Source organism: Janthinobacterium aestuarii (assembly GCF_046113285.1).
Taxonomy (GTDB): Bacteria; Pseudomonadota; Gammaproteobacteria; order Burkholderiales; family Burkholderiaceae_D; genus Janthinobacterium.
The window spans coordinates 2,108,330-2,134,189 of the sequence record NZ_CP142524.1; the positions used below are offsets into that span (position 1 = coordinate 2,108,330).

The following is a 25,860-nucleotide window of genomic DNA, read 5'->3' on the forward strand; positions in this document are numbered from 1 at the left end:
GGCCGGGCTCCAGCTGATACATTCCCTTGGCATGCCGCCAGGTCGGCACACGTCACCGCTTACTCTACTTCGGGATTGACGGCCATCACTTGTGAAAAGCCGCCATCGACGTAGGTAATCTCGCCCGTGATGCCCGACGCGAGGTCGGACAGCAGAAAGGCGGCCGTGTTGCCGACCTCTTCGATGGTGACGTTGCGGCGCAGCGGGGCGTGCTCGGCCACGAAGCCCAGCAACTTGCTGAAATCCTTGATGCCGGAAGCGGCCAGTGTCTTGATGGGGCCGGCGGAGATGCCGTTGGCGCGGATGCCGCGCGGGCCTAGCGATTCGGCCAGGTAGCGCACGGACGCTTCCAGCGACGCCTTGGCCAGGCCCATGGTGTTGTAGTAGGGCACGGCGCGCACGGCGCCCAGGTAGGTCAGGGTCAGGACCGACGCGCCCGGATGCAGCAGGGGCAGGGCCGCCTTGGCCATGGCGGGAAAACTGTAGGCGGAAATGTCGTGGGCGATGCGGAAGCTGTCGCGCGACAGGCCGTCGAGGAAGTCGCCCGCGATCGCCTCGCGCGGCGCGAAGCCGATGGCGTGCACGAGGCCGTCCAATTGATCCCAGTGGCGTGCCAGGTCGCGGAAGACGGCGCTGATCTGTTCATCGCTGGACACGTCGCAGTCGAACACCAGTTCGCTGCCGAATTCGGCCGCAAATTCCGTGATGCGCTCCTTGAAGCGCTCGCCCACATAGGTGAAGGCGAGGGTGGCGCCTTCGCGGTGGCAAGCCTTGGCGATGCCATAGGCGATGGAGCGGTTCGACAGCAAGCCCGTGATGAGGATTTTTTTGCCTTGCAAGAAAGCCATGACGACTCCTGTCTGGGGTGGTGGGTCGGGCGAATGTACAACCGGCCGCGACAGCAAAGCTGTGGCGGCCGGTGAAGTGCGTCAATACAACTCAGGCGATCAGTGACGCGCTTTTGCCCGACTGTTACCGCCGCCACGCTGGATGCGCGGCTTCACCAGCGAGATCGGTGCTGTTTGCGCCTTGCCGCCCTTGGCGACGCGGCGCAGCGCTTTGGCGGCCCGTTCAGGACGGTCCGCTTCCAGCAGCATGGTGGCGCTGTCGGCGATTTCCTGGGTGATGTCGCTGTTCATCGTGGCCGAGGTTTTCGGCACGAGGATGGTGGAACCGGCGCGCAGGCTGGTGCGCTGGGGAATGTTGTTGGCCTGGCGCAGCACGTCGGCCGTGGTGCCGAATTTCGACGCCAGGGTTTCGATGCGTTCGCGCGCATTGGTGATCTTGTGCGTGGTCCAGCTCGACAAGGCATGGCCCCATTGCGCCAGGTTGGTGGTGAACTTGGCGGCGTTTTCCTGCGGCAACAGAATCTTGGTCTTTTCGCCGCCGATGATGACGGGGCGGTTAAATTGCGGATTCAAGGCCTTGAATTCATCCATCGACAGTTCGGCCAGCTGGGCGGCGACGGTGATGTCGATGTCGCTGGTCTTGTCGATGGCCGTGAAGTAGGGCTGGTTGTCGACCACGGGCAGGGTCAGGCCGAACTGGGCCGGATTGGCGATGATGTTTTTGACCGCTTGCAGTTTCGGCACGTAGTTGCGCGTTTCGGCCGGCATCAGGTCGGCCAGGCTTTCGAAGTCGGTCGGCTTGCCCAGTGCCTGGTTTTTCTTGATGGCGCGCTGCACCGAACCTTCGCCCCAGTTGTAGGCAGCCAGGGCCAGTTGCCAGTCGCCAAACATGTCATACAGGCGCTGCAGGTATGTCAGGGCCGCATCGGTCGAGGCCAGCACGCCGCGGCGCTCGTCCTTGAACATGTTTTGCTTGAGGTTGAAATCGCGCCCGGTGGCGGGCACGAATTGCCACATGCCGGCCGCATTGGCGCTGGAGAACGCCTGCGGGTTGAAGGCGGACTCGATGAACGGCAGCAAGGCCAGTTCCGTCGGCATGCCGCGCTTTTCCAGTTCCTGCACCACGTGGAAGATGTAGCGCGAGGCGCGTGCCGTGGTGCGGGCGATGTAGTCGGGGCGGGTGGCGTACCAGTTGACGTGATTCGCCACCAGCTGGTTGTTGATGTCGGGAATCGCATAGCCGCTGCGGATGCGGCCCCAGACGTCGGCTTCGCGCAGCGGATCGGAATTGTCGCTGAGGTTTTTCAGCAGACGGTCGGTCTTTTGCAGGCGGTTGTCGAGGGTGGGGAGTTTCGCCGTGACCTGGGCGGTCATCGGGATCAGGGCTGGTGCGGCGGCCGCGACTGGCGCGTTATCGCTCTCAACACCGGCTTCGTACGCCTGGCTGAGGGCGGGCGCAAGCGCCAGGGCCAACGCCGCCAGGACGGTAGATTTAAAGGAGTTTTCGTGCATAGTGTTCCATTGTTGTCGTCGGAGAAACATCGGACAGACCCATGATCAAGCTGCGAGTGTACGTATATCCACATGCCGGAGTCAAGAATTATGTCAGCATGATGACAGCACATAGGCGTCAATAGCGATGTTTCCAGTCGCTAATAATGCAATTATTACAAATTTAATTTGCCAGATGTGCGATTCGGCCGCTGTTATAGCATACATGGCGACGAGGCTGGCGCAAGCTTGGCGCCCGTCCGGTATGAGACTGCGCAAAGAGTGCGTACAATTTGGCTTTGGCCGGCCATTTGGCTGCCGGCTGCCTTATTGATAGAGAGTTAAGTATATGAACACCCCGCCGCGCCACGACGACGACAACGCCGTCATCATCGCCAATACCGTTGCCTGGCTGGAAAAGGCCGTGATCGGCCTGAACCTGTGCCCGTTCGCCAAGGCCGTGCACGTCAAGAAGCAGATCCGCTATGTGGTATGCGAGTCGGAGAACCCGGAAGATCTGCTGGCGATGCTGATGGACGAGCTGCAAACCCTGGCCGACACGGACCCGGAACAGATCGACACGACCTTGCTGATCCACCCTTACACCCTGAACGATTTCCTCGACTACAACGAGTTCCTCGATGTGGCCGACGCGGCCGTGGAAGACATGCACCTGGCCGGCGAACTGCAAGTGGCCAGTTTCCACCCGCACTACCAGTTTGCCGAGACGTTCGAGGACGACATCAGCAACTACACCAACCGCTCGCCGTACCCGACCCTGCACCTGCTGCGCGAAGACAGCATCGAGCGCGCCGTCGAAGCGTTCCCGGAAGCGTCGGAAATCTTCGACAAGAATATCGCCACCCTGGAAGCGCTGGGCGTCGAAGGCTGGGAAAAGCTCGGCTTGCCGAAGGTATCCTGATGGCTGACAAGGAATTGCCGCCGCGTCCAGACACGCCCTGCGTGGCCGTGTGCTCGACGACGTTCGATGAAATCTGCCGCGGCTGCGGCCGCACCGTGGTGGAAGTGGCCCACTGGGTGTCGATGACGGACGAGGAGAAGGAAGTGGTGTGGGTGCGCATCCTGGCGCAGGGGTATCCGCGCCGGAATACTTGACGTTTGTATTGCCAAACCCAAAGGCAACTGCTGGGGTCAGACCCCCAAGGCCGCCAACGCAGAGCTCAGCGTTGGCGGCCGCGAGGGTCTGACCCCGGTACTTTTGGCGTCAACTATTAATAACTGCCGATAAAATCCTTCTTGCCGACTTCGATGCCATTGTGGCGCAGGATGTCGTACGCCGTCGTCGCATGGAAGAAGAAGTGCGGCAGCGCGTAGTGGAACAGATAGGTCTGGCCCGTGAAGTGCTTGGTCTTTTCGCCGCTGCCGGTGGTGATGGCGCGCGTTTCGCTGCCGTCGATGTCCGCTTGCGGCAGACTTTCCAGGAAGGCGATGGTTTTCACGATGCGCGCTTTCAGCTCTGCAAAGCTCTGTTCGCTGTCTTCATACGGCGGCACGGCCACGCCGGCCAGACGCGCGCCGCAGCCCTTGGCGAAGTCGGTGGCGATCTGGATCTGGCGCACGAACGGCAGCATGTCCGGGAACAAGCGGAATTGCAGCAGGGCGTTCGGGTCGATTTTCTTGTCTTGCGCGTGCGTTTCCGCCTTGTCCAGGATGGCGGCCAGGCTGCCCAGGATCTGTTTGAAGACGGGGATCGAAGCGGAGTAGATGGAGAAGGTCATGGTGGTTCCTCTAGGTAAAGTGGCGCGATGATAGCAAGCCGCGCGCTTTTTTGCTGGCGCCGCCCGGGCGCGCCGGCCCACGTGTGGTTTTTCAAGCCTGTCTATATAGCATGACCTGGATGCTGACACGTGTTTATTGGTGACTTTTCCCGCTTTTTCCATGCATAATTGCTTTTGAAAAAGTTTCTTCCCGCCTTGTCACCTGAATTCCCCTGTAAAGTTCGATGATCGCCCGCCTGATCCCTGTTGCCCTGTTGCCGCATGTTTAATTCACCTTACCAGCGCCTGCGCGCCAGCCTGCGCGTGCTGTACGGCTCATCGATCTATGGCGCCCTGCTGCTGGTGGTATTCGGCGGCCTGGTCGTGCCCGCCATTTTCGGCAGCTATGTGCTGGTCGGCGTGCATGAGCGCCAGTCGGCGCGCACCAGCCTGAACGAGGCCTTGCAGCGCAATGCCGACATCCTGGCGCTGGGCATGCAGGAGTCGCTGTGGAACATGAATGCGGAATCGGCCCATTCGCTGGTCGAATCGGTGATGCGCGACCGCGCCGTGCTGCTGGTGAAGGTGCTGGGGCAGGGCGACACGGAATTCATCCGTCTGCAGGCGCCGCAGCGGCCCGTGGGCAATCTGTACCGCGCCGAACGCGACATCCTCGTGCGCGGCGAACGCATCGGCCACATCGTCGTCGAGATGGACGACGCGCGCAGCCAGCAGGAGCTGCGCGAAAAGCAGATGTCCTATATTTTCGTGCTGGGCGCCCAGCTGGCCGTGTCGATGGCGCTGATCGTGCTGTTCCTGAACCGCCGCCTGCTCAAACCCCTGCGCCGCCTGACGCGCTTTTCCGACCGCCTGTCGCACGGCGATTTCGACACGCCGCTGACGTCGCACAGCAATGATGAACTGGGTCGCCTGACGGCCCAGCTCGAGCAAATGCGCGCGGCCATCGGCCAGCTGTTCGAGGATGTGGGTCAGCGCGAAGAGCGTTTCCGCACCATCGTCACGCAGGTGCCGGGTGCCGTTTTCCGCTACCGGCCCGATGGGCCCATCGATTTCGTCAGCGACGCCATCGAAGAGATCGCCGGCTATTCGGCGCATCAGTTCATGCGCGGCACCACGCATGCCTGGGCCGACCTGATCTGTCCGGAAGACCGGCGCGAGCACCGCCGCGCCGTGCGCCAGGCCGTGGCCGACGAACGGCCGTATGCGCTCGAATACCGCATCATCGACGCTTTCGGCATCGAGCGCTGGGTGGCCGAGAATGGCCAGCCGCAGGCGGGCGAGCAGGGCGTCATCTGGATCGATGGCATCATTGCCGACATCAGCCAGCGCAAGCACCACGAGATGCGCATCGAGGCGCTGCTCACGGAGCAGAGCGCGATCCTCGACAACGTGATGTTCGGCGTGATGTTCGTGCGCCACCGCCGCATCATTTCCGTCAATCGCCGCTGCGAGGAACTGTTCGGCTACGGCCATGCCGAGATGACGGGCAGTTCCACCGCCATCGTGTTCATGACCTCATATGACTTCGAGGAGGCGGGCGAGCGCCAGTATCCGGCAATGGCCGCGGGCGGCGATTTCAGCGAGGAGCGCCAGTACAAGCGCCGCGACGGCAGTCTGTTCTGGGCGCTGGTCAGCGGTTGCGCGCTCGATCCCCTGCGCCCCAACGAGGGCAGTATCTGGGTGTATGCCGATATCACGGCGCGCAAGGAAGCCGAGGAAAAGCTGCGCCTGTCGGCCACCGTGCTCGAACATATCGCCGACGGCGTGATGGTGGTCGATGCGGGCGGCATCATCGTCACCGTCAATCCCGCCTTCACGCAGATCACCGGCTATACCGAAGCCGAGGCGGTGGGCCAGCATTCCTCGCTGACACGCTCGGCGCGCCACGACTCTGCGTTCTACCAGGCCATGTGGGACGAATTGAAGGCCAGCGGTTTCTGGCGTGGCGAGATCTGGCACCAGCGCAAGAACGGCGAGCTGTATCTGGAGTGGCTGACCATCAGCGCCGTGCGCGACGCGCGCGCCGGCACCACGCATTACGTGGGCGTGTTCAGCGATATCACGCTGGTCAAGGAGTCGCAGGAAAAGCTCGACCACATGGCCCACCACGATCCGCTGACGGCGCTGCCGAACCGCCTGCTGTTCCACGACCGCCTGCAGCACGCGCTGCTGCGCGCCGCGCGCGACCAGGAGCAGCTGGCCGTGCTGTTCATCGACCTGGACCGCTTCAAGAACGTCAACGACACCCTGGGCCACCACGTGGGCGACGAATTGCTGCAGAAGGTGGCCGGCCAGCTGGCGGCCCGCCTGCGCGAAGGCGACACCCTGGCGCGCCTGGGCGGCGACGAGTTCATCGTGCTGCTCGAGGGTATCGACGGCGAGTACGGCGCGACGCAGGTGGCGGAAAAGCTGATGACCATGTTCGACCAGCCGTTCACGGTGGCCGACCACGAACTGTTCGTCACCTGCAGCGTGGGCATCAGCCTGTATCCAGACGATGCGCTGGACTTGAACATGCTGATACGTAATGCCGACGTGGCCATGTACCAGGCCAAGGCGCGCGGGCGCAACGGCTACCGCTTCTATGCGCCGTCGATGACGGGCGAGGGCGTCGAGCGCCTGCGCCTGGAAACCTTTTTGCGCCGCTCGATCGAGAAGAACGAGATGTTCCTCAATTACCAGCCGCAGGTGGAAATCGACACGGGCCGCCTGGTCGGCGTCGAGGCGCTGGTGCGCTGGAACCACCCGGAACTGGGCCTGGTGCCGCCCGCGCGTTTCATTCCGCTGGCCGAAGACAGCGGTTTCATCAACCAGTTGGGAAAATGGGTGCTCGACGAAGCGTGCCGCCAGATGATGCGCTGGCAGGCGCAGGGCTTGCACGTGCCGAAGATGGCCGTCAACCTGTCCGTCAAGCAGTTCGAACGGGGCAGCATCGCCGGCATGGTGGCCGCCATCTTGCAGGAAACGGGTCTCGAGCCGCAGCGGCTGCAGCTGGAAGTGACGGAATCCGTCATCATGAACACGGGCGACGCCCTCGGTTTCATCAATGACTTGCACGCCATCGGCGTGGGCCTGGCCATCGACGATTTCGGCACCGGCTATTCCTCGCTCGCGTATCTGAAACAGCTGCCCGTGCAGACCTTGAAGATCGACCGCTCCTTCATCAAGGATATCTCGACGGACGTCAATGACGAAGCGATTGCGATTGCCATCATCCAGCTGGGCAAGAGCATGCAATTGTCCGTGATCGCCGAAGGCGTGGAGACGGAAGAGCAGGCCGCCTTCCTGCTGCGCCATGGCTGCAAGCTGGCGCAAGGTTATTTTTATAGCCGTCCGGTGCTGGCACAGGATATGCTGGAGCGCTGGATCGATCACTCACTACTATAAAGGACAGCCCATGGCCGCACAATCCTCCCCGTCGCGCCGTCGTTTCCTGCTCGGCGGCCTTGGCCTCGGCGTGGCCGGCGTGGGCGCCCTGGTGCTGGGATGGGGCGTGCTGCCGCCGCGCCAGCGCCTGCATGGCAGTGCGCCGCTGCCGCTCCAGGATGGCGCCGTGGCCTTGAACGGCTGGCTGGCCATAGGCACGGATGGCACGGTGACCCTGGCCATGCCGCGCAGCGAGATGGGGCAGGGCGTGCACACGGCCTTGCCCATGCTGGTGGCCGAGGAACTCGACGTGCCGCTGGCCAGCGTCAAGCTGATCCAGGCGCCCATGGATAAAATCTTCGGCAACGTCGCCATGCTCAAGGATAGCCTGCCGTTCCATCCCGATGACCAGGGCCGCGTCAAAGCGCTGGCCCAGTGGACGGTGGCCAAGGCGGCGCGCGAACTGGGCGTGATCGTCACGGGCGGCTCGTCGAGCGTGAAGGATGGCTGGGGTCCGATGCGCGAGGCGGGGGCGTCCGCGCGCGCCATGCTGGTGGGGGCCGCCGCCGCGTTGTGGCAGGTGCCGGCCGCGCAATGCCGCACGGAAAATGGCGACGTGCTCCACCCCGATGGCCGGCGCGCCAGCTACGCCAGCCTGGCGCAGCGCGCCGCCGCCATCGATCCGGGCACGCCCGTGCTGAAGTCGCCCAAGGATTTCAAACTGATCGGCCAGCCGGCGCCGCGCCGCGACACGCCGTCCAAAGTCAACGGCAGCGCGCGTTTCGGCATCGATGCGCGTCCGCCCGGCATGCTGTATGCGGCCCTGCATCTGCCGCCGCGCTTGGGCGATACCTTGTCCGCGTTCGATGCGGCGCCCATCCTGGCCATGCCCGGCGTAAAGCAAGTGCTGGACCTGACGCCGCAGCTGGCCCAGCGCAGCGTCTCGTGTGCCGCCGTGGTGGCCGACACTTGGTGGCGCGCCAGACAGGCGGCCGCCGCCTTGCCGACGCAGTGGAAGGCCGGCCCGCAGGCGAACTTGTCCAGCGCGGGCGTGTATGCGGAATTTGCCCGCCTGCTGGACACCGAGGCCGGTTACGCCTACCACGCCAGCGGCGAGGTGGAAAGTAAAGCCGTGCAAGGCTTGCGCAGCGTCAAGGCCGAATACCGCGCGCCGTTCCTTGCGCACGCCGCCATGGAACCCGTCAACTGCACCGCGCAGGTGAAAAATGGCAAGGTGATGCTGTGGGTGTCGACGCAGGCGCCCGGCATCGCCGTCGACGTGGCGGCGAAAGTGGCCGGCGTCGATGCGCAGGATGTCAGCATTGAAGTGCTGCTGCTCGGCGGCGGTTTCGGCCGCCGCCTGGAAGTGGACATGGTGGCGCAGGCCGTGGCCATCGCGCTGCAGTGCGATGGCGCGCCCGTGCAGCTGGTGTGGACGCGCGAACAGGACACCAAGCACGATATGTACCGTCCCGCCGCGCTGGCCCGCTTCGCGGCCCGGCTCGACGAGCATGGCCGCATCGCTTCCTGGGACAATAAATCCGTCAGCGGCTCCATCACGCACCAGTACCTGCAGCGCAATTTCGGCCTGCCCGGCGCGGGGCCGGACAAGACCACGGCGGAAGGCGAATTCGACATGCCGTATGAAATCGCCAACCAGCGCATCGCCCACGTGATCGCCGACAGTGCCGTGCCGGTCGGCTACTGGCGCTCCGTCGGGCATTCGCATAATGCATTCTTCAAGGAAAGCTTTATCGACGAACTCGCGCATGCTGCGGGGCAGGACGGCATCGCCTTCCGCCGCGCCATGCTGACGCAGCATCCGCGCCACCTGGCCGTGCTCGATGCAGCCGTCGCCAGGGCGGGCAGTGCTCCGCCCGGCCATGCGCATGGCGTGGCCCTGCACCAGTCGTTCGGCAGCATCGTCGCGCAAGTGGCGCAAGTGTCCGTGGAAAACGGCGAGATCCGCGTGCAGCGCGTCGTGTGCGCCATCGATTGCGGCATCGCCGTCAATCCGAACATCATCGCCCAGCAGATGGAGTCAGCCGTGCTGTTCGGCCTGTCGGCGGCGCTGGGCGGCGAGATCACGTTCCAGGAAGGGAAGGTCGAGCAAGGCAACTTCCACGACTATCCGGTGCTGCGCATGGGGCAAACGCCCGAGGTTGAAACCATCATCATCGCCAGCGCCGAGCATCCGGAAGGCGTGGGCGAACCGGGCACGCCGCCGATCGCGCCGGCCGTGGCCAACGCCGTGTTCAGTCTGACGGGCAAACGCCTGCGCAGCTTGCCGCTGCGCCTGGCTTGATGCGGATCAGGCCAGCGTGGTAGCCAGTAAATGGCGCAGATTGCAGTCGCGCTGCCAGTCGCGCCGTTCCTGCGTGCTGGTGGCCAGCGCCGCCAGTTCCTCGGCGCTGAGCGCCTGCTGCGCCTGCACCATGCGGTGCGCCAGGCCGCCGTCGGGCAGCACGGTGCCGAAGAAGGCCACGTTATCCTCGCGCTGGATCAGCAAGGTGGGGAAGTTGTCGATGTCGAGGTCGCCCACCACGTCGGCCTGGTCTTCGATGTCGATCCAGACGAAGACGGTGTCCGGATGGCGCGCGGCCAGTTCCTCGAACGTGGCGCGGTAGCTGCCGCAAGTGCCGCACCACAGCGCGCACAGGCAGGCCACCGTCCAGCGCGGGCCGGCCAGGGCTGCCGCGACGTCGGCGCGGTTATCGGTCGTGAGGGTCAGGCTGTACATGGCTGTATATATTAGTAGGCTGATGGGCGCGGGCGCCCGATGCGCGTATTCTACCGCGCCCGGCCCCCTCAGTCCCGAGAATGCATGAGCTTGTTTATGGGTGTTTTTTGATGCAATACACCTTTCTGGTGGATAATGCTGATAATTGCGCGCTGATTACGCTGGTCCATGCTGTTTCCTGGCCCCGCAGCCTGACCCCCTCCAGTCTGTTTTCATGCCCTGCCCGGTGTCAGCGCTCCCGCCTTTGTTTATTTTTATTATGGAATTAGCCAGCTTATGTTGAGTTACCGCCACGCCTTTCACGCGGGTAATCACGCCGATGTGTTGAAACATTATGTGCAGATTCAGTTATTGCAATACCTGAATCAAAAAGATACCGCCTATAGTTATATCGATACCCATTCCGGCGCGGGCGTGTATGCGCTCGACGGCGGTTATGCCTCGAAAAATGCCGAGTACGAAACGGGCATCGCGCCCCTGTGGGACCGTACGGACTGGCCGGCCTCGCTGGCCGAGTACATGAAGCTGATCAAGGAAATGAATCCGAGCGGCAAGATGCGCTACTACCCGGGTTCGCCGTACTGCGCCGACAAGGTCAGCCGCGAGCAAGACCGTCTGCGCCTGTTCGAACTGCATCCTGCCGATGCAAAGATTCTGGCCGACAACTTCCGCAAGGTCGAGGCGCATGCGCTGGCCCAGGGCGAGCGTCCCACCGTGCGCGGCAAGCGCGTCATCATCACCAAGGCGGACGGCTTCCAGAGCCTGAAGGCCCTGCTGCCGCCGCCATCGCGCCGCGCGCTGGTGCTGATCGACCCGCCGTATGAAGACAAGATGGATTACCGCAAGGTCAAGGACACCCTGGCCGACGCCCTCGTGCGCTTCCCGTCCGGCATCTACGCCGTCTGGTATCCGGTGCTGCAGCGCATGGAATCGCGCCAGTTCGCCGACAAGCTCAAGCAATTGCCCAGCTCGGACTGGCTGCACGTGACCCTGACCGTCAACACGCCGTCGCCGGACGGCTTCGGCCTGCACAGCAGCGGCATGTTCATTTTGAACCCGCCGTACACCCTGGAGCCGATGCTGCGTGAAGTCATGCCTTACCTGGTCAAGGTGCTGGGCCGCGACGATGGCGCCAAGTTCGTATTGGAAACGGGCAAGGGTGGACAGAAAAATACGGGCACACGTCGCGTATAGTGACTGTCGTAGTGAGGTAATACAAACGCCACGGTGCAGTCGACCGTGGCGTTTTTTATTGGCTGGCGAGGAATTACTGTCCCAGCAGCAAGAACACGGTGGGTTTCTTGTGGAAGTCCGGCGCCTTGCCGGCGGCCAATTGTTTCTTCCACTGTCCGCCATTCCACGTCTGCACGTTTTCCGAGTCCAGGCTCAGGTCGGTGGCGACGCAGATCAGGGTTGACGGCGCGCATTGCGCCACGAGGGCTTCGAGCATGGCGGCGTTGCGGTATGGCGTTTCGATGAACAGCTGAGTTTGCTTTTCATTGCGCGAACGGCTTTCCAGTTCCTTGATGCGCTTGGCGCGCAGGGCCGCGTCCGTGGGCAGGTAGCCGTTGAAGGCGAAGCTCTGGCCGTTCAAGCCGCTGGCCATCACGGCCAGCAGGATCGACGACGGGCCCACCAGCGGACGCACTTTAATGCCGTGCTGATGCGCCAGGCGTACCAGGTCGGCGCCGGGGTCGGCCACGGCGGGCACGCCCGCTTCCGACACGAGGCCCGCATCGCGTCCCGCCAGCAGCGGTGCCAGCAAGCCGGCCAGCGCTTGCGCCGGGGTATTGACGTTGAGTTCGGAAATCGTGATTTCCTGCAGCGGCTTGGCCAGCGGATGCTGGTTGCCGATCAATTTCAGGAAGGCGCGCGCCGTCTTGGCGTTTTCCGCGACGAAATAATCGAGTTGCGAGGTGATCTGCCGCACCTGCTCGGGAATGATGCGGGCCAGCGGGTCGATGGCGCCATCGGACAGGCCGAGGTGGTTGGGGATCAGGTACAGGGTGCCGGTCATGGATTTTAGTCAGTCATGTTAGTACCCCAACGTCAAACTGCCGGGGTCAGACCCGTCGGGTCTGACCCCAGATGTTGCCGTTAGGGGTATTTTAAATTTTAAAAAACGCCACGCCCGCCTTGCGCAGCATGCCGGTGAGGGCGATCAGCGGCAAGCCGGTGAGGGCGGTCGGGTCGGTGCTGTCGATGCGTTCGAGCAGGGCGATGCCCAGGCCTTCGTTCTTGGCGCTGCCGGCGCAGTCGTACGGCTGCTCGATGCGCAGGTAGGCGTCCAGTTCCGCGTCGGGCAAGTCGCGCACGGTGACGAGGGTCTGGATATCTTCCACCTGGGCCACGGCCGGAGTGTGGCGCCCGTCGAGCAGGCATAGTGCCGTGTGGAACACGGTCTGGCGCCCGCGCATGGTTTGCAGCTGGCGCAGGGCGTTCGCATGGCTGCCTGGCTTGCCGATCTGCGCGCCGTCCAGGGTGGCGACCTGGTCGGAGCCGATGACGAGACTGCCAGGATAGCGGTCGAGCACGGCCTGCGCCTTGGCCTGCGCCAGGCGCAAGGCCGTGGCGCTGGGGCTTTCGCCTGGCAGGGGGCTTTCGTCGAGATCGGGAACGGCCACCTCGAAAGGCAGGCGCAGGCGTTGCAGCAATTCCTTGCGGTAGGTCGAGCTCGATGCAAGAATCAAGCGCAATGGGGCGGAAGTTGGTATCATTCGGTAGTGGATGGCGGCCGGCATGGCCGCGCAGGTCGATGTCAGTGGGATTTCACGCAAATTCCAGGGCGCAGAGCCCATAACTGAGGCTCCATGCGGCATGACGGTGTTGATGAAGTTGTCATGTTGATGGCAATGATTGCGTCAAAAAAGATGCTTAGCCTTTGACTCCGTGCTAAAAACCCTGTTATTATCGCAGGTTTTCCGGGGAAATTTTCTACCAATGAATGCTTTTGTGATCGACGCCTTTGATTTTTGTCGTATCAGCGGGAGCCGCGAGGGTGTAACTCCTGTCGCTGAAATGACCCGGTTGACCAAGGATTGTGCAGATAATTCCGGCGAGATCGCCTGGAAGATCGTCGGCGGCACCAGCAAGCTGGGCTACCCACAACTGACCTTGTCGGTCAACGGCACCGTTCAGCTGGTTTGCCAGCGCTGCCTGACTCCGTATGCTTACGCAATTGATTCGACGACCACTCTGATGCTGGGCAAGGATGACGAGCACGCAGACGAGATCGAAGAAATCATCAACGATGAATCGATCGACGTGATCGTCGGCAGCCGCAGCATGGATGCCGCGGCCCTGATCGAAGATGAAGCCTTGCTGGCCCTGCCGCAGGTACCCAAACACGACGTCTGCCCCGATACGGCGCAGCTCGATGCTCTCAAGACTGAAAAGAAGTCGCCGTTTGCGGCACTGAAAGACTTGAAGCCAGAATAAGTAGTGTAAGAAAGGAAGCCTTAAAAAACCGTAGCGAGCGGCCCGATATCGTCTTGAGTAGCGCAAGCGTACGAAGGTACGCTGAGCAACGCCGAGGCGATAGCGGGAAGCGCAGTAGGTTTTTTATGCTTCCTGTAAAGAACGTGTCAAACGCGTGTAGTAATCGAGTATGGCAAGTGTAGTGAAATGTAATTGTAATAAACGATGTCGGTCCGGGCTATTTTCGGGTAGTCTTTGCCGCTGGGATACTCGATTCGCATGTATTTGCCAATCGATTGTGCTAAAATTTTAGAACTTATGTATTAGGAGTCATCATGGCAGTTCAACAGAACAAGAAAACCCCTTCCAAGCGCGGCATGCACCGTTCGCACGACTTCCTGGTCGCGCCGCAATTGAGCGTCGAGCCAGTTACCGGCGAAACACACATGCGTCACCATATCAGCCCTAACGGCTTCTATCGTGGCCGTAAAGTGTTGAAGACCAAAAACGACGAGTAATCGACGTTTTTGTTGGGTAAGATGAAAGCGGTGTTGCGTGGTTATTCGGCGTGGCGCCGCTTCTTCTTTTTTATCGGCTGCAATTCATCTTGCACACCCGTCATTTTGAATCACGCTGTCCAGGCCTGTGCATGACATGCTGCGCCCTGCATATGCTCCAGTCCGATTCACATCTTGCCGCACGCCCGCAGCGGTATTGAATCAACACAAATGACAATCAAAATTTCTATCGACTGCATGGGCGGAGATCACGGTCCCTCAGTCACTATCCCCGCAGCAATTTCCTTCGTAAAACATGAGCCTGAAGCCGAACTGATCCTTGTTGGATTGGAAGACGTGATTCGTGCCGAACTGAAGAAACATAAAGCCGACACGCATCCGCGCCTGTCGGTATTGCATGCCTCCGAACAAGTTACCATGGACGATCCCCTGGAAGTGGCCCTGCGCCGCAAGAAGGATTCCTCCATGCGCGTGGCCATCGAACAGGTCAAGAGCGGTGTGGCGCAAGCCTCCGTTTCCGCCGGTAATACCGCAGCCTTGATGGCCGTGTCGCGCTACGTATTGAAAACCATGTCCGGCGTCGACCGCCCGGCCATCTGCAGCATCTTGCCGAATCAAAAGAACGGCCCGACCTATATGCTGGACCTGGGCGCCAACGTCGATTGCGAACCGCATCACTTGCACCAGTTCGCCATCATGGGCTCCGTGCTCGTGTCCGCCATGGAGGGTATCGAACGTCCCACGATCGGCTTGCTGAACGTGGGCACGGAAGATATCAAGGGCAATGAAGTGGTGAAACTCACCTCGAAGCTGCTGCAGGCTGACCACGAGCGTGGCGCGCTGAACTTCTACGGCAACGTGGAAGGCAACGATATCTTCAAGGGCACGACCGATATCGTCGTCTGCGACGGTTTCGTCGGCAACGTGACCCTGAAAGCCATCGAAGGCCTGGCGCGCTTCATGAAAGACGTGCTCACTTCCGAATTCAAGCGCAATCCGATTACCATGCTGGGCGCGCTGATCGCCCGCGGGGCCCTGAAAGCCATCGGCAACCGTTTGAATCCTTCGCGTTACAACGGCGCCAGCCTGCTGGGCTTGCGTGGCCTCGTCTTCAAGAGCCATGGCAGCGCCGATGCTTATTCCTTCGAATGGGCCTTGCGCCGCGCTTTTGATGCGGCAAAAAATGACGTGCAAGCGCACTTGGCCAGCCTGATCGCCGAGTTGATGCCGCGCACGCCAGTTCCGGATGAACCTACATCAACAAGCTCTACCATTTAGTGGACGGGTACTTGCATGACTGTTTTTAGCAAAACTTACAGCAAAATTATCGGTACCGGCAGCTACCTGCCGGAGAAGCGCGTCACCAACCAGGACTTGACCGAACAGCTGGCCGCCAAGGGCATCGAGACGTCGGATGAGTGGATCGTGTCGCGCAGCGGCATCTCGGCGCGCCACTACGCGGCGCCAACGCAAAACTCCTCGGACCTGGGCGTGGAAGCGGCCAAAAAGGCCCTGGACATGGCTGGCCTGAACGGCAACGACCTCGACCTGATCATCGTCGCCAGCTCGACCCCCGACTTCTTCGGCAGCTTCCCCAGCACCGCCTGCATCGTGCAAAACAAGCTGGGCATCACGAACAATTGCGCCGCCGTCGACGTGCAAGCCGTCTGCAGCGGTTTCGTGTATGCGGTGGCCACGGCCGACAGTTTTATTCAGTCGGGCATGCATAAAAACGTGCTGGTGATCGGCGCCGAAGTGTTTTCGCGCATCCTCAATTTCGACGATCGCGGCACCTGCGTGCTTTTCGGCGACGGCGCCGGCGCCATCGTCATGACGGCATCGAAAGAGCCGGGCATCCTGGCCACCAAGCTGCACGCGGACGGCCGCCATTCGAACATCCTCAGCGTGCCGGGCAGCCTGGCTGGCGGCGCGCTGGACGGCAGCGCCTTCCTGTACATGGATGGCCCGGCCGTCTTCAAGCTGGCCGTGTCCGTGCTGGAAAAGGTCGCGCACGAAGCCCTCGAACACGCCAACATGACGTCGGACCAGATCGACTGGCTGATCCCGCACCAGGCAAATATCCGCATCATGAACAGCACGGCCAAGAAACTCGGTTTGCCGCTGGACAAGATGGTCGTCACCGTCGACCAGCATGGCAACACTTCGGCCGCCTCGATCCCGCTGGCGCTCGACATCGCCGTGCGCGACGGCCGGGTCAAGAAGGGCGACAACGTCATGATGGAAGGCGTGGGCGGCGGCTTTACCTGGGGCGCCGTGCTGGCAAGGATGTGATAGCCGAAGGCTGACTTTGGGGTCCGACCCGTCGGGGGAATACATTCCAATGGAATGCATTCCGATCCCGCAGGGACGTACCCCAGCAGTTGCCTTTAGGTCTCTGATTCTCTAAATAGTAAAAAAACGGAGTCGACATGACACAATTTGCATTTGTTTTCCCAGGCCAAGGCTCGCAAGCGATTGCGATGCTCGATGGTTTCGCCGGCAACCCCGTGGTTGCGCAAACCGTCGCCGAAGCGTCGGACGCCCTGCAATGCGACCTGGGCAAGCTGATCGCCGAAGGTCCGAAGGAAGAGCTGGACCTGACCACCAATACGCAACCGGTGATGCTGACGGCGGCCGTGGCCTTCTACCGCGCCTGGCTGGCGGCCGGCGGCCCCGTGCCGACGGTCGTGGCCGGTCACAGCCTCGGTGAATACTCGGCGCTGGTCGCCGCCGGCGTGATCTCGTTCAAGGATGCCGTGCCGCTCGTGCGTTTCCGCGCGCAAGCCATGCAGGAAGCCGTACCGGTCGGGCAGGGCACGATGGCTGTCGTGCTGGGTCTGTCGGACGACGACGTGCGCGCCGCCTGTGCGGAAGCGGCGGCGGAAAACCCGGCCCTGGTGGTCGAGTCCGTCAATTTCAATGCGCCTGCGCAAGTGGTCATCGCCGGCCACACGGCGGCCGTCGAGCGTGCCTGCGAACTGGCCAAGGCCAAGGGCGCCAAACGCGCCATGAAGCTGCCCGTTTCCGCGCCATTCCACTCGTCGCTGCTCAAGCCGGCATCGGACCGCTTGCGCGAGTACATGGCCGGCCTGACGTTCGCCGCGCCGCAGATCGCCCTGATCAACAACGTCGACGTGGCCATCGTCAACGACGTCGCCGGCATCAAGGATGCCCTCGTGCGCCAGGCAGCCAGTCCCGTGCGCTGGGTGGAAACCATGCAAAAAGTGGCGGCAGACGGCATCACGCAAGTGATCGAATGCGGCCCGGGCAAGGTCCTGATGGGACTGGCCAAGCGCATCGATCCCGTGCTGGTGGGCGACGCCATCGTCGATCAGGCTTCGTTGGAACGCATTTTGACGCAGCTCAAATAAACATCAGATCGCGGCAGCCTGCCTGCCGCGCTTGCTTTTAAGGATACTCATGAATTTAGCAAATCAAGTCGTGCTGGTCACGGGCGCCTCGCGCGGCATCGGCCGCGCCATCGCCACCGAACTGGGCAAACAGGGTGCTACCGTGGTTGGCACCGCCACCTCGGAAAGCGGTGCGCAAGCGATCACCGATTACCTGGCCGCCGAAGGCGTCACGGGCAAGGGCCTGGTCCTGAACGTGACCGATGCGGCGCGCTGCGCGGCCGTCGTCGATGAAGTGCAGAAAACCTACGGCAGCCTGTCCATCCTCGTCAACAATGCGGGCATTACGCAAGACCAGCTGGCCATGCGCATGAAGGATGAGGAGTGGGACAGCGTGATTTCCACGAACCTGTCGGCCGTCGGCCGCCTGTCGCGCGCTGTACTGCGCGGCATGATGAAAGCCAAAACTGGGCGTATCATTAATATCACGTCGGTGGTGGCTTCGTCGGGCAATCCGGGGCAAATGAATTACGCGGCGGCCAAGGCCGGCGTGGAAGGCATGAGCCGCGCCCTGGCGCGCGAAATCGGCAGCCGCAACATTACCGTGAACTGCATCGCCCCTGGCTTCATCGATACCGACATGACCAAGGCCCTGAGCGAAGAGCAGCACGCGGCCCTGTTGACGCAAATTCCCCTGTCCCGCCTGGGCAAACCGGAAGACGTGGCGGCGGCGGTGGCCTTTTTGGCCTCGCCGCAAGCGGCCTACATCACGGGCACCACCCTGCACGTGAACGGCGGTATGTACATGAATTGATGTGAAAGCTAGACGGGGCGGGCGTTTGTGGCATCATTCAATGGCCGTTTTTGTCTATAATCGCATCTTTTAGCAGCAGCTTCGGTCGAATTAGCAGCAGACACCGAAATTAGTATTCGGACGCGCAAACCTGATAAAATGCGCGCACTTTCCGTAACACACACTTTGGAGCCATAACATGTCGGATATCGAACAACGCGTTAAGAAAATCGTCGCTGAGCAACTGGGCGTTGCAGAAGCAGACATCAAAATCGAATCCTCCTTCGTCGACGATCTCGGCGCCGATTCCCTGGACACCGTGGAACTGGTCATGGCCCTGGAAGACGAATTCGAAATGGAAATCCCTGACGAACAAGCTGAAAAAATCACCACCGTGCAACAGGCGATCGACTACGCCACCGCACACGTCAAGGCCTAAGCCTGTCTGACCGACTTCAGGAGAATCGCTTGAGCCGTTCTAAAAACCGTCGTGTTGTTGTCACCGGCCTGGGCTGCGTTTCACCTGTCGGCAATACTATTGCCGAGGCGTGGGGCGCAATCATTGAAGGTAAATCCGGCATTGCCACGATTACCAAGTTTGATGCACAGCCATTCACCACGCATTTTGCCGGTGAAGTCAAAGGCTTCAATATCGAAGAGTACATCTCCGGTAAGGAAGCACGCCATATGGATACCTTTATCCATTACGGCATGGCTGCCGGCATCCAGGCGATGCAGGACTCCGGCCTGGAAGTGACCGAGGAAAACGCCGAGCGCATCGGCGTGATCATCGGTTCCGGTATCGGCGGCTTGCCGCTGATCGAGGAAACCAAGTCCGAGTACGAAAAGCGCGGTCCGCGCCGTATCTCGCCCTTTTTCGTGCCTGCCTCGATCATTAACATGATCTCTGGCAACCTTTCGATCAAATATGGTCTGAAGGGCCCGAATCTGGCGATCGTGACGGCGTGTACCACCGGTTTGCACAGCATCGGTGCCGCAGCGCGCATGATCGAGTACGGCGATGCCGACGTCATGATCGCCGGTGGCGCCGAATCGACCGTGTCGCCGCTGGGCCTGGGCGGTTTCGCCTCGGCACGCGCCTTGTCGACCCGCAACGACGATCCGGCAACGGCATCGCGTCCGTGGGATACCGACCGCGACGGCTTCGTGCTGGGCGAGGGCGCTGGCGTCATGGTGCTGGAAGACTACGAGCACGCGGTGGCCCGTGGTGCCAAGATCTATGCCGAAGTACATGGTTTCGGGATGAGCGCAGATGCTTATCACATGACCTCGCCGCTGGAAGATGGCAGCGGCGGCAGCAAATCGGTGATCGCGGCCCTCAACAACGCCGGCTTGAATGCGGATCAGATTCAGTACCTGAACGCGCACGGCACGTCGACCCCACAAGGCGACGTGGCGGAAGTGATGGGCATCAAACGCACCTTCGGCGAGCACGCCAAGAATCTGGTTGTCAACTCGACCAAGTCGATGACGGGCCATTTGCTGGGCGGCGCGGGCGGTCTGGAAGCGGTGTTTACGGTCCTGGCATTGCACCATCAGGTGTCGCCACCGACCATCAACATCTTCAACCAGGATCCGGCTTGCGATCTCGATTTCTGTGCCAACACGGCGCGGGATATGAAGATCGATTATGCAGTGAAGAATTCGTTCGGCTTCGGCGGCACGAATGGCACACTGATTTTCGGTAAAGCGAAATAAGCAGGAACTTTCAAGCGCTCGCTACGGTCAAATCGTAGTGAGCGCTGATTCGGCGCCAACGTTCGTTGGCGCCTGAATTTGCCCGGCATGTTGCCGGCGCGCCTTTTTTTTCCCATGAAGTATGTCAATCGCAGTAGCGGCTGTCATTCGCACGCCTGTCTGTTTGCGTCTGTTGCAAGCGGCGCTGGGACTGTGCGCCTTGCTGGCCGCCTGGCCCCTGAGCGGTGCGTGGCGCGCTGCGGCGGTGCCTGGCCAACTGGTGGGCGGCTATGCGCTGGGCTGGCCCGGTGCGTTGCTGAGCACTGCTGGCGGCGTGTTGTTGCTCGCTTTGCTGCGCAGGCGCAGAAAGCCGCAGACGCTTGATATTTCGCCGGTTGGCCAATTGCGGCTGGCGGTATATCTGGAGCATGGCGGAGCGCCAGGGGCGGATGCCGGCGGGGTGGCGGCGCCGCCCGGCCCGGGGCCGTCGCCGCCGTCAGGACTGCGCCTGTTGCCGGGCTCGACCCTGTGGCCGTCGCTGCTGGTGCTGTGCCTGGCCGATGCCGCGGGGCGGCGCACGCAGGTGCTGGTGCAGCGCGGCGGCGGCTGCCCCGCCTTCCGCCCGCTGGCCGTGGCGTGCCGGGCCATTGCGGCGCGGAGTGGGGACGAATAAAAGTGGGGCGAACACTGAACTTCTTGCAGCGGGCCAACTCTATATCCATACAGGCGCCCACGCTGCATGACTACAGGGACATTGGGCGTGAGGACAGAGCGCGAGTATGATCAGTTACTGGTCGAGCGGGTGCAGGCTGGCGACAAACGGGCATTCGATGTGCTGGTATCGAAATACCAGCGCCGCTTGATGCGCCTCGTGTCGCGCCTGGTGCACGACCCGGCGGAGGCCGAAGATGTGGTGCAGGAAACCTTTATCAAGGCATACCGGGCGCTGCGCCATTTTCGCGGCGATGCCGCCTTTTATACCTGGCTGTACCGCATCGGCATCAATACGGCCAAGAATTATCTCGTCACGCAGGGGAGGCGCGCCGCCACGTCCAGCGATGCCGACGCCGAGCAGGCCGAGTCCTTCGATGATGGCAATAAATTGCGTGACAACAATACACCGGAATCGGTGCTGGCGAGCAAGCAGATTGCGGCCACCGTCAATGCGGCCATGGATGTGCTGCCCATCGAATTGCGCACGGCCATCGTGCTGCGCGAGATCGAGGGCCTGAGTTATGAAGAAATATCGGAGATCATGGCGTGCCCCATTGGCACCGTGCGCAGCCGGATTTTTCGCGCGCGCGAAGTGATTGCGGAAAAATTGAAACCGTTGCTGGACATGCCAATTGACAAGCGCTGGTAATCTGAAGAGTATGAGGTTGGCATGGCTGCGCCCGGTTTTCGCACCGATCCTCTTGAAATGGCAGGACCCATCATGGATACGCACACACGTTTGCACGAGACTATTTCCGCCCTGGCCGATGGCGAGCTGGCGGCGAGCGAACTCGAACTGGCTTTTGCCGCCCTCGACACGGATGAGGGGAGGCAAGCCTGGAATGCCTATCGCCATATCGGCGACGTGCTGCGCTCGGAGCAGTGCGGCCATGCACTGAGCGCCCAGTTCGATGCACGCCTGGCCAGCCGCCTGGCCGCCGAGTCGGCGCCTGCCCATGCGGAACCGCTGCTGCCCCTGTCCGCCGCCATCGTGCCGCCGGGCGCAGCCGAGCCGCTGGAGGCGGGGCCGCTGGCGCAGCGCTAGGGCGTTTCGCCATCTTATGCCAGGCTTAACGTTCCTGTCGCCCTCTTGACACTGGCCTTCGGTACGATTGACACTGTGTGCAGGCAATATCTTGCTTTTGCGATATATTGTTGCTGCCATGCGCGCTACCGGATGGGTTTGCCCCGGGGACGCCGTCATGACGGCCAATCGTGCACGCAGGCAATCACCTGATTCGCGTTTTGATCCGTTTATATATTCGAAGAGATCCTTTCCATGAAAAAAAACATGTGTGCCGCCAGCAAGTCGTTTTCAGTAAAGACGCTTTCCGCCTTATTGTTCGGTACCGCTGGCGTGTTTCTGGCTCCCACCATGCTGGGCCTGGTGCCACAGGCGCAGGCCGCCGTGCCGGCAGTGAAACTGCCTGATTTCTCGGACCTGGTCGACGCCGTGGGCCCGGCCGTGGTGAATATCCGCACCACCGAACGCCTGAGAATGGGCGGCGCCGGCGCCGGCAGTCAGGATGAGCAGGAAATGCAGGAATTCCTGCGCCGCTTCTTCGGCGGCGCCATGCCGACGCCGCGCCAGCAGGCGCCGCGTGGCGGCCGCCGCGCCGTGCCGCAGGAACAGGAAGTGCAGCGCGGTGTCGGTTCCGGCTTCATCATCTCGGCCGATGGCTACGTGCTGAGCAATGCCCACGTGGTCGATGGCGCCGACGAGGTCTACGTCACGCTGACGGACAAGCGCGAATTCAAGGCCAAGGTGATCGGCGCCGATGCGCGCACCGACGTGGCCCTGCTGAAAATCGAGGGCGGCAACCTGCCGCGCCTGACTATCGGCGATTCGAACAAGATCCGCGTGGGCGAATGGGTGATCGCCATCGGCTCGCCGTTCAACCTGGAAAACACGGTGACGGCCGGCATTATTTCCGCCAAGTCGCGCGACACGGGCGACTATCTGCCGCTGATCCAGAGCGACGTTGCCGTCAATCCCGGCAACTCGGGTGGTCCCCTGATCAATATGCGCGGCGAAGTGATCGGCATCAATTCGCAGATCGCCACCCTGTCCGGCGCCTACAACGGTATTTCGTTTGCCGTGCCCATCGATGAAGCCATGCGCGTGGGCGAGCAGCTGAAAAAGACGGGCAAGGTCGTGCGCGGCCGCATCGGCGTGCAGATCGGCGAAGTGAGCAAGGACGTGGCGGGATCGCTGGGCTTGCCGAATGCCAAGGGCGCGCAAGTGTCGATGGTGGAGCCGGGCGGTCCGGCCGACAAGGCGGGCATCAAGCCCGGTGACATCATCCTGAAATTCAATGGCGCGCCGATCGAGCGTTCGTCTGACCTGCCGCGTCTGGTGGGCGGCGCTCCCGTCAACGGCAAGTCCACGCTCACCGTCTGGCGCAAGGGTGCGCAGCAGGACATTCCCGTCACCGTCGTCGAGCTGGAAAGCGAGAAAACGGCGAAGAAGGGCGCCAGGGAGCCGGAAGCGCAAGCCGTCAATGCACTGGGGCTGAAGGTCAGCGACGTGCCGGCCGCGAAGAAACAGGAATTGAAGATCGACGCCGGCGTGCAGGTTGACGAGGCCGATGGCGTGGCGGCTCTGGCCGGCCTGCAGCCTGGCGACGTGATCTTGCAGCTGAATAACGTTGCCGTGAAAGACGCCAAGCAGTTCAACGCCCTCGTGGCCAAGCTCGATCCGAAAAAGACGTCGGCCGTGCTGGTGCGCCGCGGCGATGTAGCGCAATTCGTTTCGCTGCGCCCATCGGCGAAGTAAGGTTCTGATTCACCTGCATCCCGGCTGTGGCCGGGATGCCTTTTTCTCTTTTCCATGCACTTCACGCTCTATTCCCGCAGTTATTGCCACCTTTGCCAGGACATGCTCGATGCCTTGCTCCTGCTGCAGCCGCCCGGCAAACCGTTCACGGTGGACGTGATCGACATCGACGCCTCGCCCGACGCCTCGCTGCTGGCCCGTTTCGACGAGCTGGTGCCGGTGCTGTTCGGCGACCTGGCGCAGCCCGAGCTCTGCCATTATTTTCTCGACGAGGCGGCCGTGCGGCGCTGCCTGATGTAGCTTAACTGTCAATATTGACACTGCATTGCACCATTCTGGTGCTGAAAACAGCCGAAAATGTCGGCTTGCCCCGGTGCCGGCCTCATAAGACGGGCTTTCTACTCTGAAATCCGGTAAAATGGGGAGGTCGAAAAAGCTACTGTCCGAGGCAGCAGCTTCTGTCGCTTCAAAAGCGCTCGCCTGGGCATGCAGATGTCCTGCTCGGAGCGCTTTTTTCATCATGAGTGGGGCGCCTGGTTTTGGCCCTGTTTGGCCCGGACATGATCCCCCTGATTCCTGTTAAAGCAGTGTCGTCAACTTCGCACTTATATTAGTTAATGAACAACATACGCAACTTCTCCATCATCGCCCATATTGACCACGGTAAATCGACCCTGGCTGACCGCATCATTCAATTGTGCGGCGGCTTGTCCGACCGCGAGATGGAGGCGCAGGTGCTCGATTCGATGGATCTGGAGCGCGAGCGCGGCATTACCATCAAGGCGCAAACGGCGGCCCTGCACTACAAGGCGCGCGATGGCCAGATCTACAACCTGAACCTGATCGATACGCCCGGCCACGTCGACTTCAGCTATGAAGTGTCGCGCTCGCTGTCGGCGTGCGAAGGCGCGCTGCTGGTGGTGGATGCATCGCAAGGCGTGGAAGCGCAAACGGTCGCCAACTGCTACACGGCGCTGGACCTGGGCGTGGAAGTGGTGCCCGTCCTGAACAAGATCGATTTGCCGAACGCGGATCCGCCGAGCGCGATTGCCGAGATCGAAGACGTGATCGGCATCGACGCGGGCGACGCCGTGCATTGCTCGGCCAAGACGGGCTTCGGCGTGCTGGACGTGCTCGAGCAGCTGATCGTCAAGGTGCCGCCACCGAAGGGCGACCCCGATGCGCCGCTGCAGGCGCTGATCGTCGACTCCTGGTATGACGCCTATGTGGGCGTGGTCATGCTGGTACGCGTGATCAACGGTACCCTGAAACCGAAAGACAAGATCCGCCTGATGGCCACCGATTCGGTGCAGCTGGTGGAAGACATCGGCGTGTTTTCGCCCCGTTCGCAATCCTTGCCGCAGTTGTCGGCAGGCCAGGTGGGCTTCATCATCGCCGGCATCAAGGAATTGAAAGCGGCGAAAGTGGGCGATACCGTCACCCTTGCCAACCGTCCTGCCGCCGCGCCATTGCCTGGCTTCAAGGAAGTGCAGCCGCAAGTGTTCGCCGGCCTGTTCCCCGTGGAAGCGAACCAGTACGACGCGCTGCGCGACTCGCTGGAAAAGCTGAAACTGAACGATGCGGCCCTGATGTACGAGCCGGAAGTGTCACAGGCGCTGGGCTTCGGCTTCCGCTGCGGCTTCCTGGGCTTGCTGCACATGGAAATCGTGCAGGAGCGCCTCGAACGCGAATTCGACATGGACCTGATCACCACGGCGCCAACCGTCGTGTACGAAGTGATCCAGCGCGACGGCACCATGATCAACGTCGACAATCCGTCGAAGATGCCCGATCCGTCGCGCATCGAGGAAGTGCGCGAGCCTATTGTTACCGTCAATCTGTACATGCCGCAGGAATACGTGGGCTCCGTGATCACCCTGTGTATCGGCAAGCGCGGCATCCAGATGGACATGAGCTACCACGGCCGCCAGGTCAAGCTTGTGTATGAAATGCCGATGGCCGAGATCGTGCTGGACTTCTTCGACCGCCTGAAATCGACGTCGCGCGGCTATGCCTCGATGGATTACGAGTTCAAGGAATACCGCGCGGCCGACGTGGTCAAGGTCGACATGCTGATCAACAGCGAAAAAGTCGATGCGCTGGCTATCATCGTTCACCGTTCGAACAGCCAGTACCGTGGCCGCCAGGTGGCTGCCAAGATGCGCGAACTGATTCCGCGCCAGATGTTCGACGTGGCGATTCAAGCGACCATCGGCGCGAACATCATTTCGCGCGAGAACGTGAAAGCCTTGCGCAAGAACGTCCTGGCCAAGTGCTATGGCGGCGATATCAGCCGCAAGAAGAAATTGCTGGAAAAACAAAAAGCGGGTAAGAAACGCATGAAGCAAGTGGGTTCCGTGGAGATCCCGCAAGAAGCATTCCTGGCAATTTTACAAGTGGATGGTTGATC

At 61.7% G+C, this 25,860-nt stretch carries 25 protein-coding genes; 19 read left to right on the plus strand and 6 right to left on the minus strand.

Features of this window, described 5'->3' with window-relative positions; translation table 11 throughout:
* Positions 1 to 59 precede the first annotated feature (59 nt).
* Positions 60 to 848, minus strand: a complete 789-nt coding sequence (gene fabI / locus OX462_RS09505) for an enoyl-ACP reductase FabI (RefSeq protein ID WP_409028267.1) — start codon at positions 846 to 848, stop codon at positions 60 to 62.
* A gap of 99 nt (positions 849 to 947) precedes the next feature.
* Positions 948 to 2,360: a transglycosylase SLT domain-containing protein gene (locus tag OX462_RS09510; protein ID WP_070288666.1), complete on the minus strand. Its 1,413-nt coding sequence runs from the start codon at positions 2,358 to 2,360 to the stop codon at positions 948 to 950.
* 328 nt (positions 2,361 to 2,688) lie between these two features.
* Between OX462_RS09510 and OX462_RS09515 the strand changes: the two genes are divergently transcribed.
* Together OX462_RS09515 and OX462_RS09520 are read left to right on the plus strand one after the other, a co-directional pair.
* Entirely contained in the window at positions 2,689 to 3,261 is a 573-nt protein-coding gene (locus OX462_RS09515) for a DUF1415 domain-containing protein (RefSeq protein ID WP_070311434.1), read from the plus strand.
* Positions 3,261 to 3,455 carry a DUF1289 domain-containing protein gene (locus tag OX462_RS09520; RefSeq protein WP_034749680.1) on the plus strand — a complete coding sequence of 65 codons (195 nt, stop codon included), beginning with the start codon at positions 3,261 to 3,263 and terminating at the stop codon, positions 3,453 to 3,455. The genes OX462_RS09515 and OX462_RS09520 overlap by 1 nt, the downstream gene beginning before the upstream one ends.
* A 116-nt stretch (positions 3,456 to 3,571) precedes the next feature.
* Here OX462_RS09520 and OX462_RS09525 read toward each other — a convergent pair whose 3' ends face one another.
* Complete coding sequence (locus OX462_RS09525) at positions 3,572 to 4,078, minus strand: DUF1993 domain-containing protein (RefSeq protein ID WP_034779265.1); 507 nt, start codon at positions 4,076 to 4,078, stop codon at positions 3,572 to 3,574.
* Between the two features lie 261 nt (positions 4,079 to 4,339).
* Between OX462_RS09525 and OX462_RS09530 the strand changes: the two genes are divergently transcribed.
* Both OX462_RS09530 and OX462_RS09535 read left to right on the plus strand, forming a co-directional pair.
* Positions 4,340 to 7,465 carry a bifunctional diguanylate cyclase/phosphodiesterase gene (locus OX462_RS09530; protein WP_409028268.1) on the plus strand — a complete coding sequence of 1,042 codons (3,126 nt, stop codon included), beginning with the start codon at positions 4,340 to 4,342 and terminating at the stop codon, positions 7,463 to 7,465.
* A gap of 10 nt (positions 7,466 to 7,475) precedes the next feature.
* Entirely contained in the window at positions 7,476 to 9,749 is a 2,274-nt protein-coding gene (locus OX462_RS09535) for a xanthine dehydrogenase family protein molybdopterin-binding subunit (RefSeq protein ID WP_409028269.1), read from the plus strand.
* A gap of 6 nt (positions 9,750 to 9,755) precedes the next feature.
* Here OX462_RS09535 and OX462_RS09540 read toward each other — a convergent pair whose 3' ends face one another.
* A complete protein-coding gene (locus OX462_RS09540) occupies positions 9,756 to 10,184 on the minus strand; it encodes a thioredoxin family protein (protein ID WP_070223894.1) in 429 nt (142 codons plus the stop codon).
* Between the two features lie 276 nt (positions 10,185 to 10,460).
* Between OX462_RS09540 and OX462_RS09545 the strand changes: the two genes are divergently transcribed.
* Positions 10,461 to 11,378, plus strand: coding sequence for a 23S rRNA (adenine(2030)-N(6))-methyltransferase RlmJ (locus OX462_RS09545; RefSeq protein WP_409028270.1), 918 nt, complete (start codon positions 10,461 to 10,463; stop codon positions 11,376 to 11,378).
* A gap of 73 nt (positions 11,379 to 11,451) precedes the next feature.
* Here the strand turns inward: OX462_RS09545 and OX462_RS09550 are convergent, their stop codons facing one another.
* Positions 11,452 to 12,201, minus strand: coding sequence for an SAM-dependent methyltransferase (locus tag OX462_RS09550; protein ID WP_070223890.1), 750 nt, complete (start codon positions 12,199 to 12,201; stop codon positions 11,452 to 11,454).
* A 91-nt stretch (positions 12,202 to 12,292) separates the two neighbouring features.
* A complete protein-coding gene (locus tag OX462_RS09555) occupies positions 12,293 to 12,901 on the minus strand; it encodes a Maf-like protein (protein ID WP_070311451.1) in 609 nt (202 codons plus the stop codon).
* A 223-nt stretch (positions 12,902 to 13,124) separates the two neighbouring features.
* Here OX462_RS09555 and OX462_RS09560 point away from each other — a divergent pair, with 223 nt between their 5' ends.
* The 14 genes from OX462_RS09560 (at position 13,125) to lepA (ending at position 25,858) form a co-directional block, all read left to right on the plus strand.
* The gene (locus OX462_RS09560) at positions 13,125 to 13,622 is read left to right on the plus strand and encodes a YceD family protein (protein ID WP_070311438.1); all 498 of its coding nucleotides are present in this window, start codon (positions 13,125 to 13,127) and stop codon (positions 13,620 to 13,622) included.
* A gap of 314 nt (positions 13,623 to 13,936) precedes the next feature.
* On the plus strand, positions 13,937 to 14,119 hold the full coding sequence (rpmF, locus tag OX462_RS09565; RefSeq protein WP_034749653.1) for a 50S ribosomal protein L32: 183 nt from the start codon (positions 13,937 to 13,939) through the stop codon (positions 14,117 to 14,119).
* A 210-nt stretch (positions 14,120 to 14,329) separates the two neighbouring features.
* Entirely contained in the window at positions 14,330 to 15,397 is a 1,068-nt protein-coding gene (gene plsX / locus OX462_RS09570) for a phosphate acyltransferase PlsX (RefSeq protein ID WP_035820253.1), read from the plus strand.
* A gap of 15 nt (positions 15,398 to 15,412) precedes the next feature.
* The gene (locus tag OX462_RS09575; RefSeq protein WP_070223881.1) at positions 15,413 to 16,411 is read left to right on the plus strand and encodes a beta-ketoacyl-ACP synthase III; all 999 of its coding nucleotides are present in this window, start codon (positions 15,413 to 15,415) and stop codon (positions 16,409 to 16,411) included.
* A gap of 137 nt (positions 16,412 to 16,548) precedes the next feature.
* Positions 16,549 to 17,490 (plus strand): ACP S-malonyltransferase, encoded by a 942-nt coding sequence (gene fabD / locus OX462_RS09580; RefSeq protein ID WP_409028271.1) that lies wholly within the window; start codon positions 16,549 to 16,551, stop codon positions 17,488 to 17,490.
* A gap of 49 nt (positions 17,491 to 17,539) precedes the next feature.
* Positions 17,540 to 18,283, plus strand: a complete 744-nt coding sequence (fabG, locus tag OX462_RS09585; protein ID WP_034749638.1) for a 3-oxoacyl-ACP reductase FabG — start codon at positions 17,540 to 17,542, stop codon at positions 18,281 to 18,283.
* Positions 18,284 to 18,461: 178 nt separating this feature from the next.
* Entirely contained in the window at positions 18,462 to 18,701 is a 240-nt protein-coding gene (gene acpP / locus OX462_RS09590) for an acyl carrier protein (RefSeq protein ID WP_008449912.1), read from the plus strand.
* A 29-nt stretch (positions 18,702 to 18,730) separates the two neighbouring features.
* On the plus strand, positions 18,731 to 19,981 hold the full coding sequence (gene fabF, locus OX462_RS09595; RefSeq protein ID WP_070223875.1) for a beta-ketoacyl-ACP synthase II: 1,251 nt from the start codon (positions 18,731 to 18,733) through the stop codon (positions 19,979 to 19,981).
* A gap of 121 nt (positions 19,982 to 20,102) precedes the next feature.
* Positions 20,103 to 20,633, plus strand: a complete 531-nt coding sequence (locus tag OX462_RS09600; protein ID WP_139142943.1) for a hypothetical protein — start codon at positions 20,103 to 20,105, stop codon at positions 20,631 to 20,633.
* Positions 20,634 to 20,699: 66 nt separating this feature from the next.
* Positions 20,700 to 21,323 carry an RNA polymerase sigma factor RpoE gene (gene rpoE, locus OX462_RS09605; RefSeq protein ID WP_070223871.1) on the plus strand — a complete coding sequence of 208 codons (624 nt, stop codon included), beginning with the start codon at positions 20,700 to 20,702 and terminating at the stop codon, positions 21,321 to 21,323.
* 72 nt (positions 21,324 to 21,395) lie between these two features.
* The gene (locus OX462_RS09610) at positions 21,396 to 21,719 is read left to right on the plus strand and encodes a sigma-E factor negative regulatory protein (protein ID WP_070223869.1); all 324 of its coding nucleotides are present in this window, start codon (positions 21,396 to 21,398) and stop codon (positions 21,717 to 21,719) included.
* Positions 21,720 to 21,953: 234 nt separating this feature from the next.
* On the plus strand, positions 21,954 to 23,450 hold the full coding sequence (locus tag OX462_RS09615; RefSeq protein WP_409028272.1) for a DegQ family serine endoprotease: 1,497 nt from the start codon (positions 21,954 to 21,956) through the stop codon (positions 23,448 to 23,450).
* Between the two features lie 54 nt (positions 23,451 to 23,504).
* A complete protein-coding gene (locus OX462_RS09620; protein WP_070223866.1) occupies positions 23,505 to 23,750 on the plus strand; it encodes a glutaredoxin family protein in 246 nt (81 codons plus the stop codon).
* Positions 23,751 to 24,067: 317 nt separating this feature from the next.
* Complete coding sequence (gene lepA, locus OX462_RS09625; protein ID WP_034749621.1) at positions 24,068 to 25,858, plus strand: translation elongation factor 4; 1,791 nt, start codon at positions 24,068 to 24,070, stop codon at positions 25,856 to 25,858.
* Positions 25,859 to 25,860 lie beyond the last annotated feature (2 nt).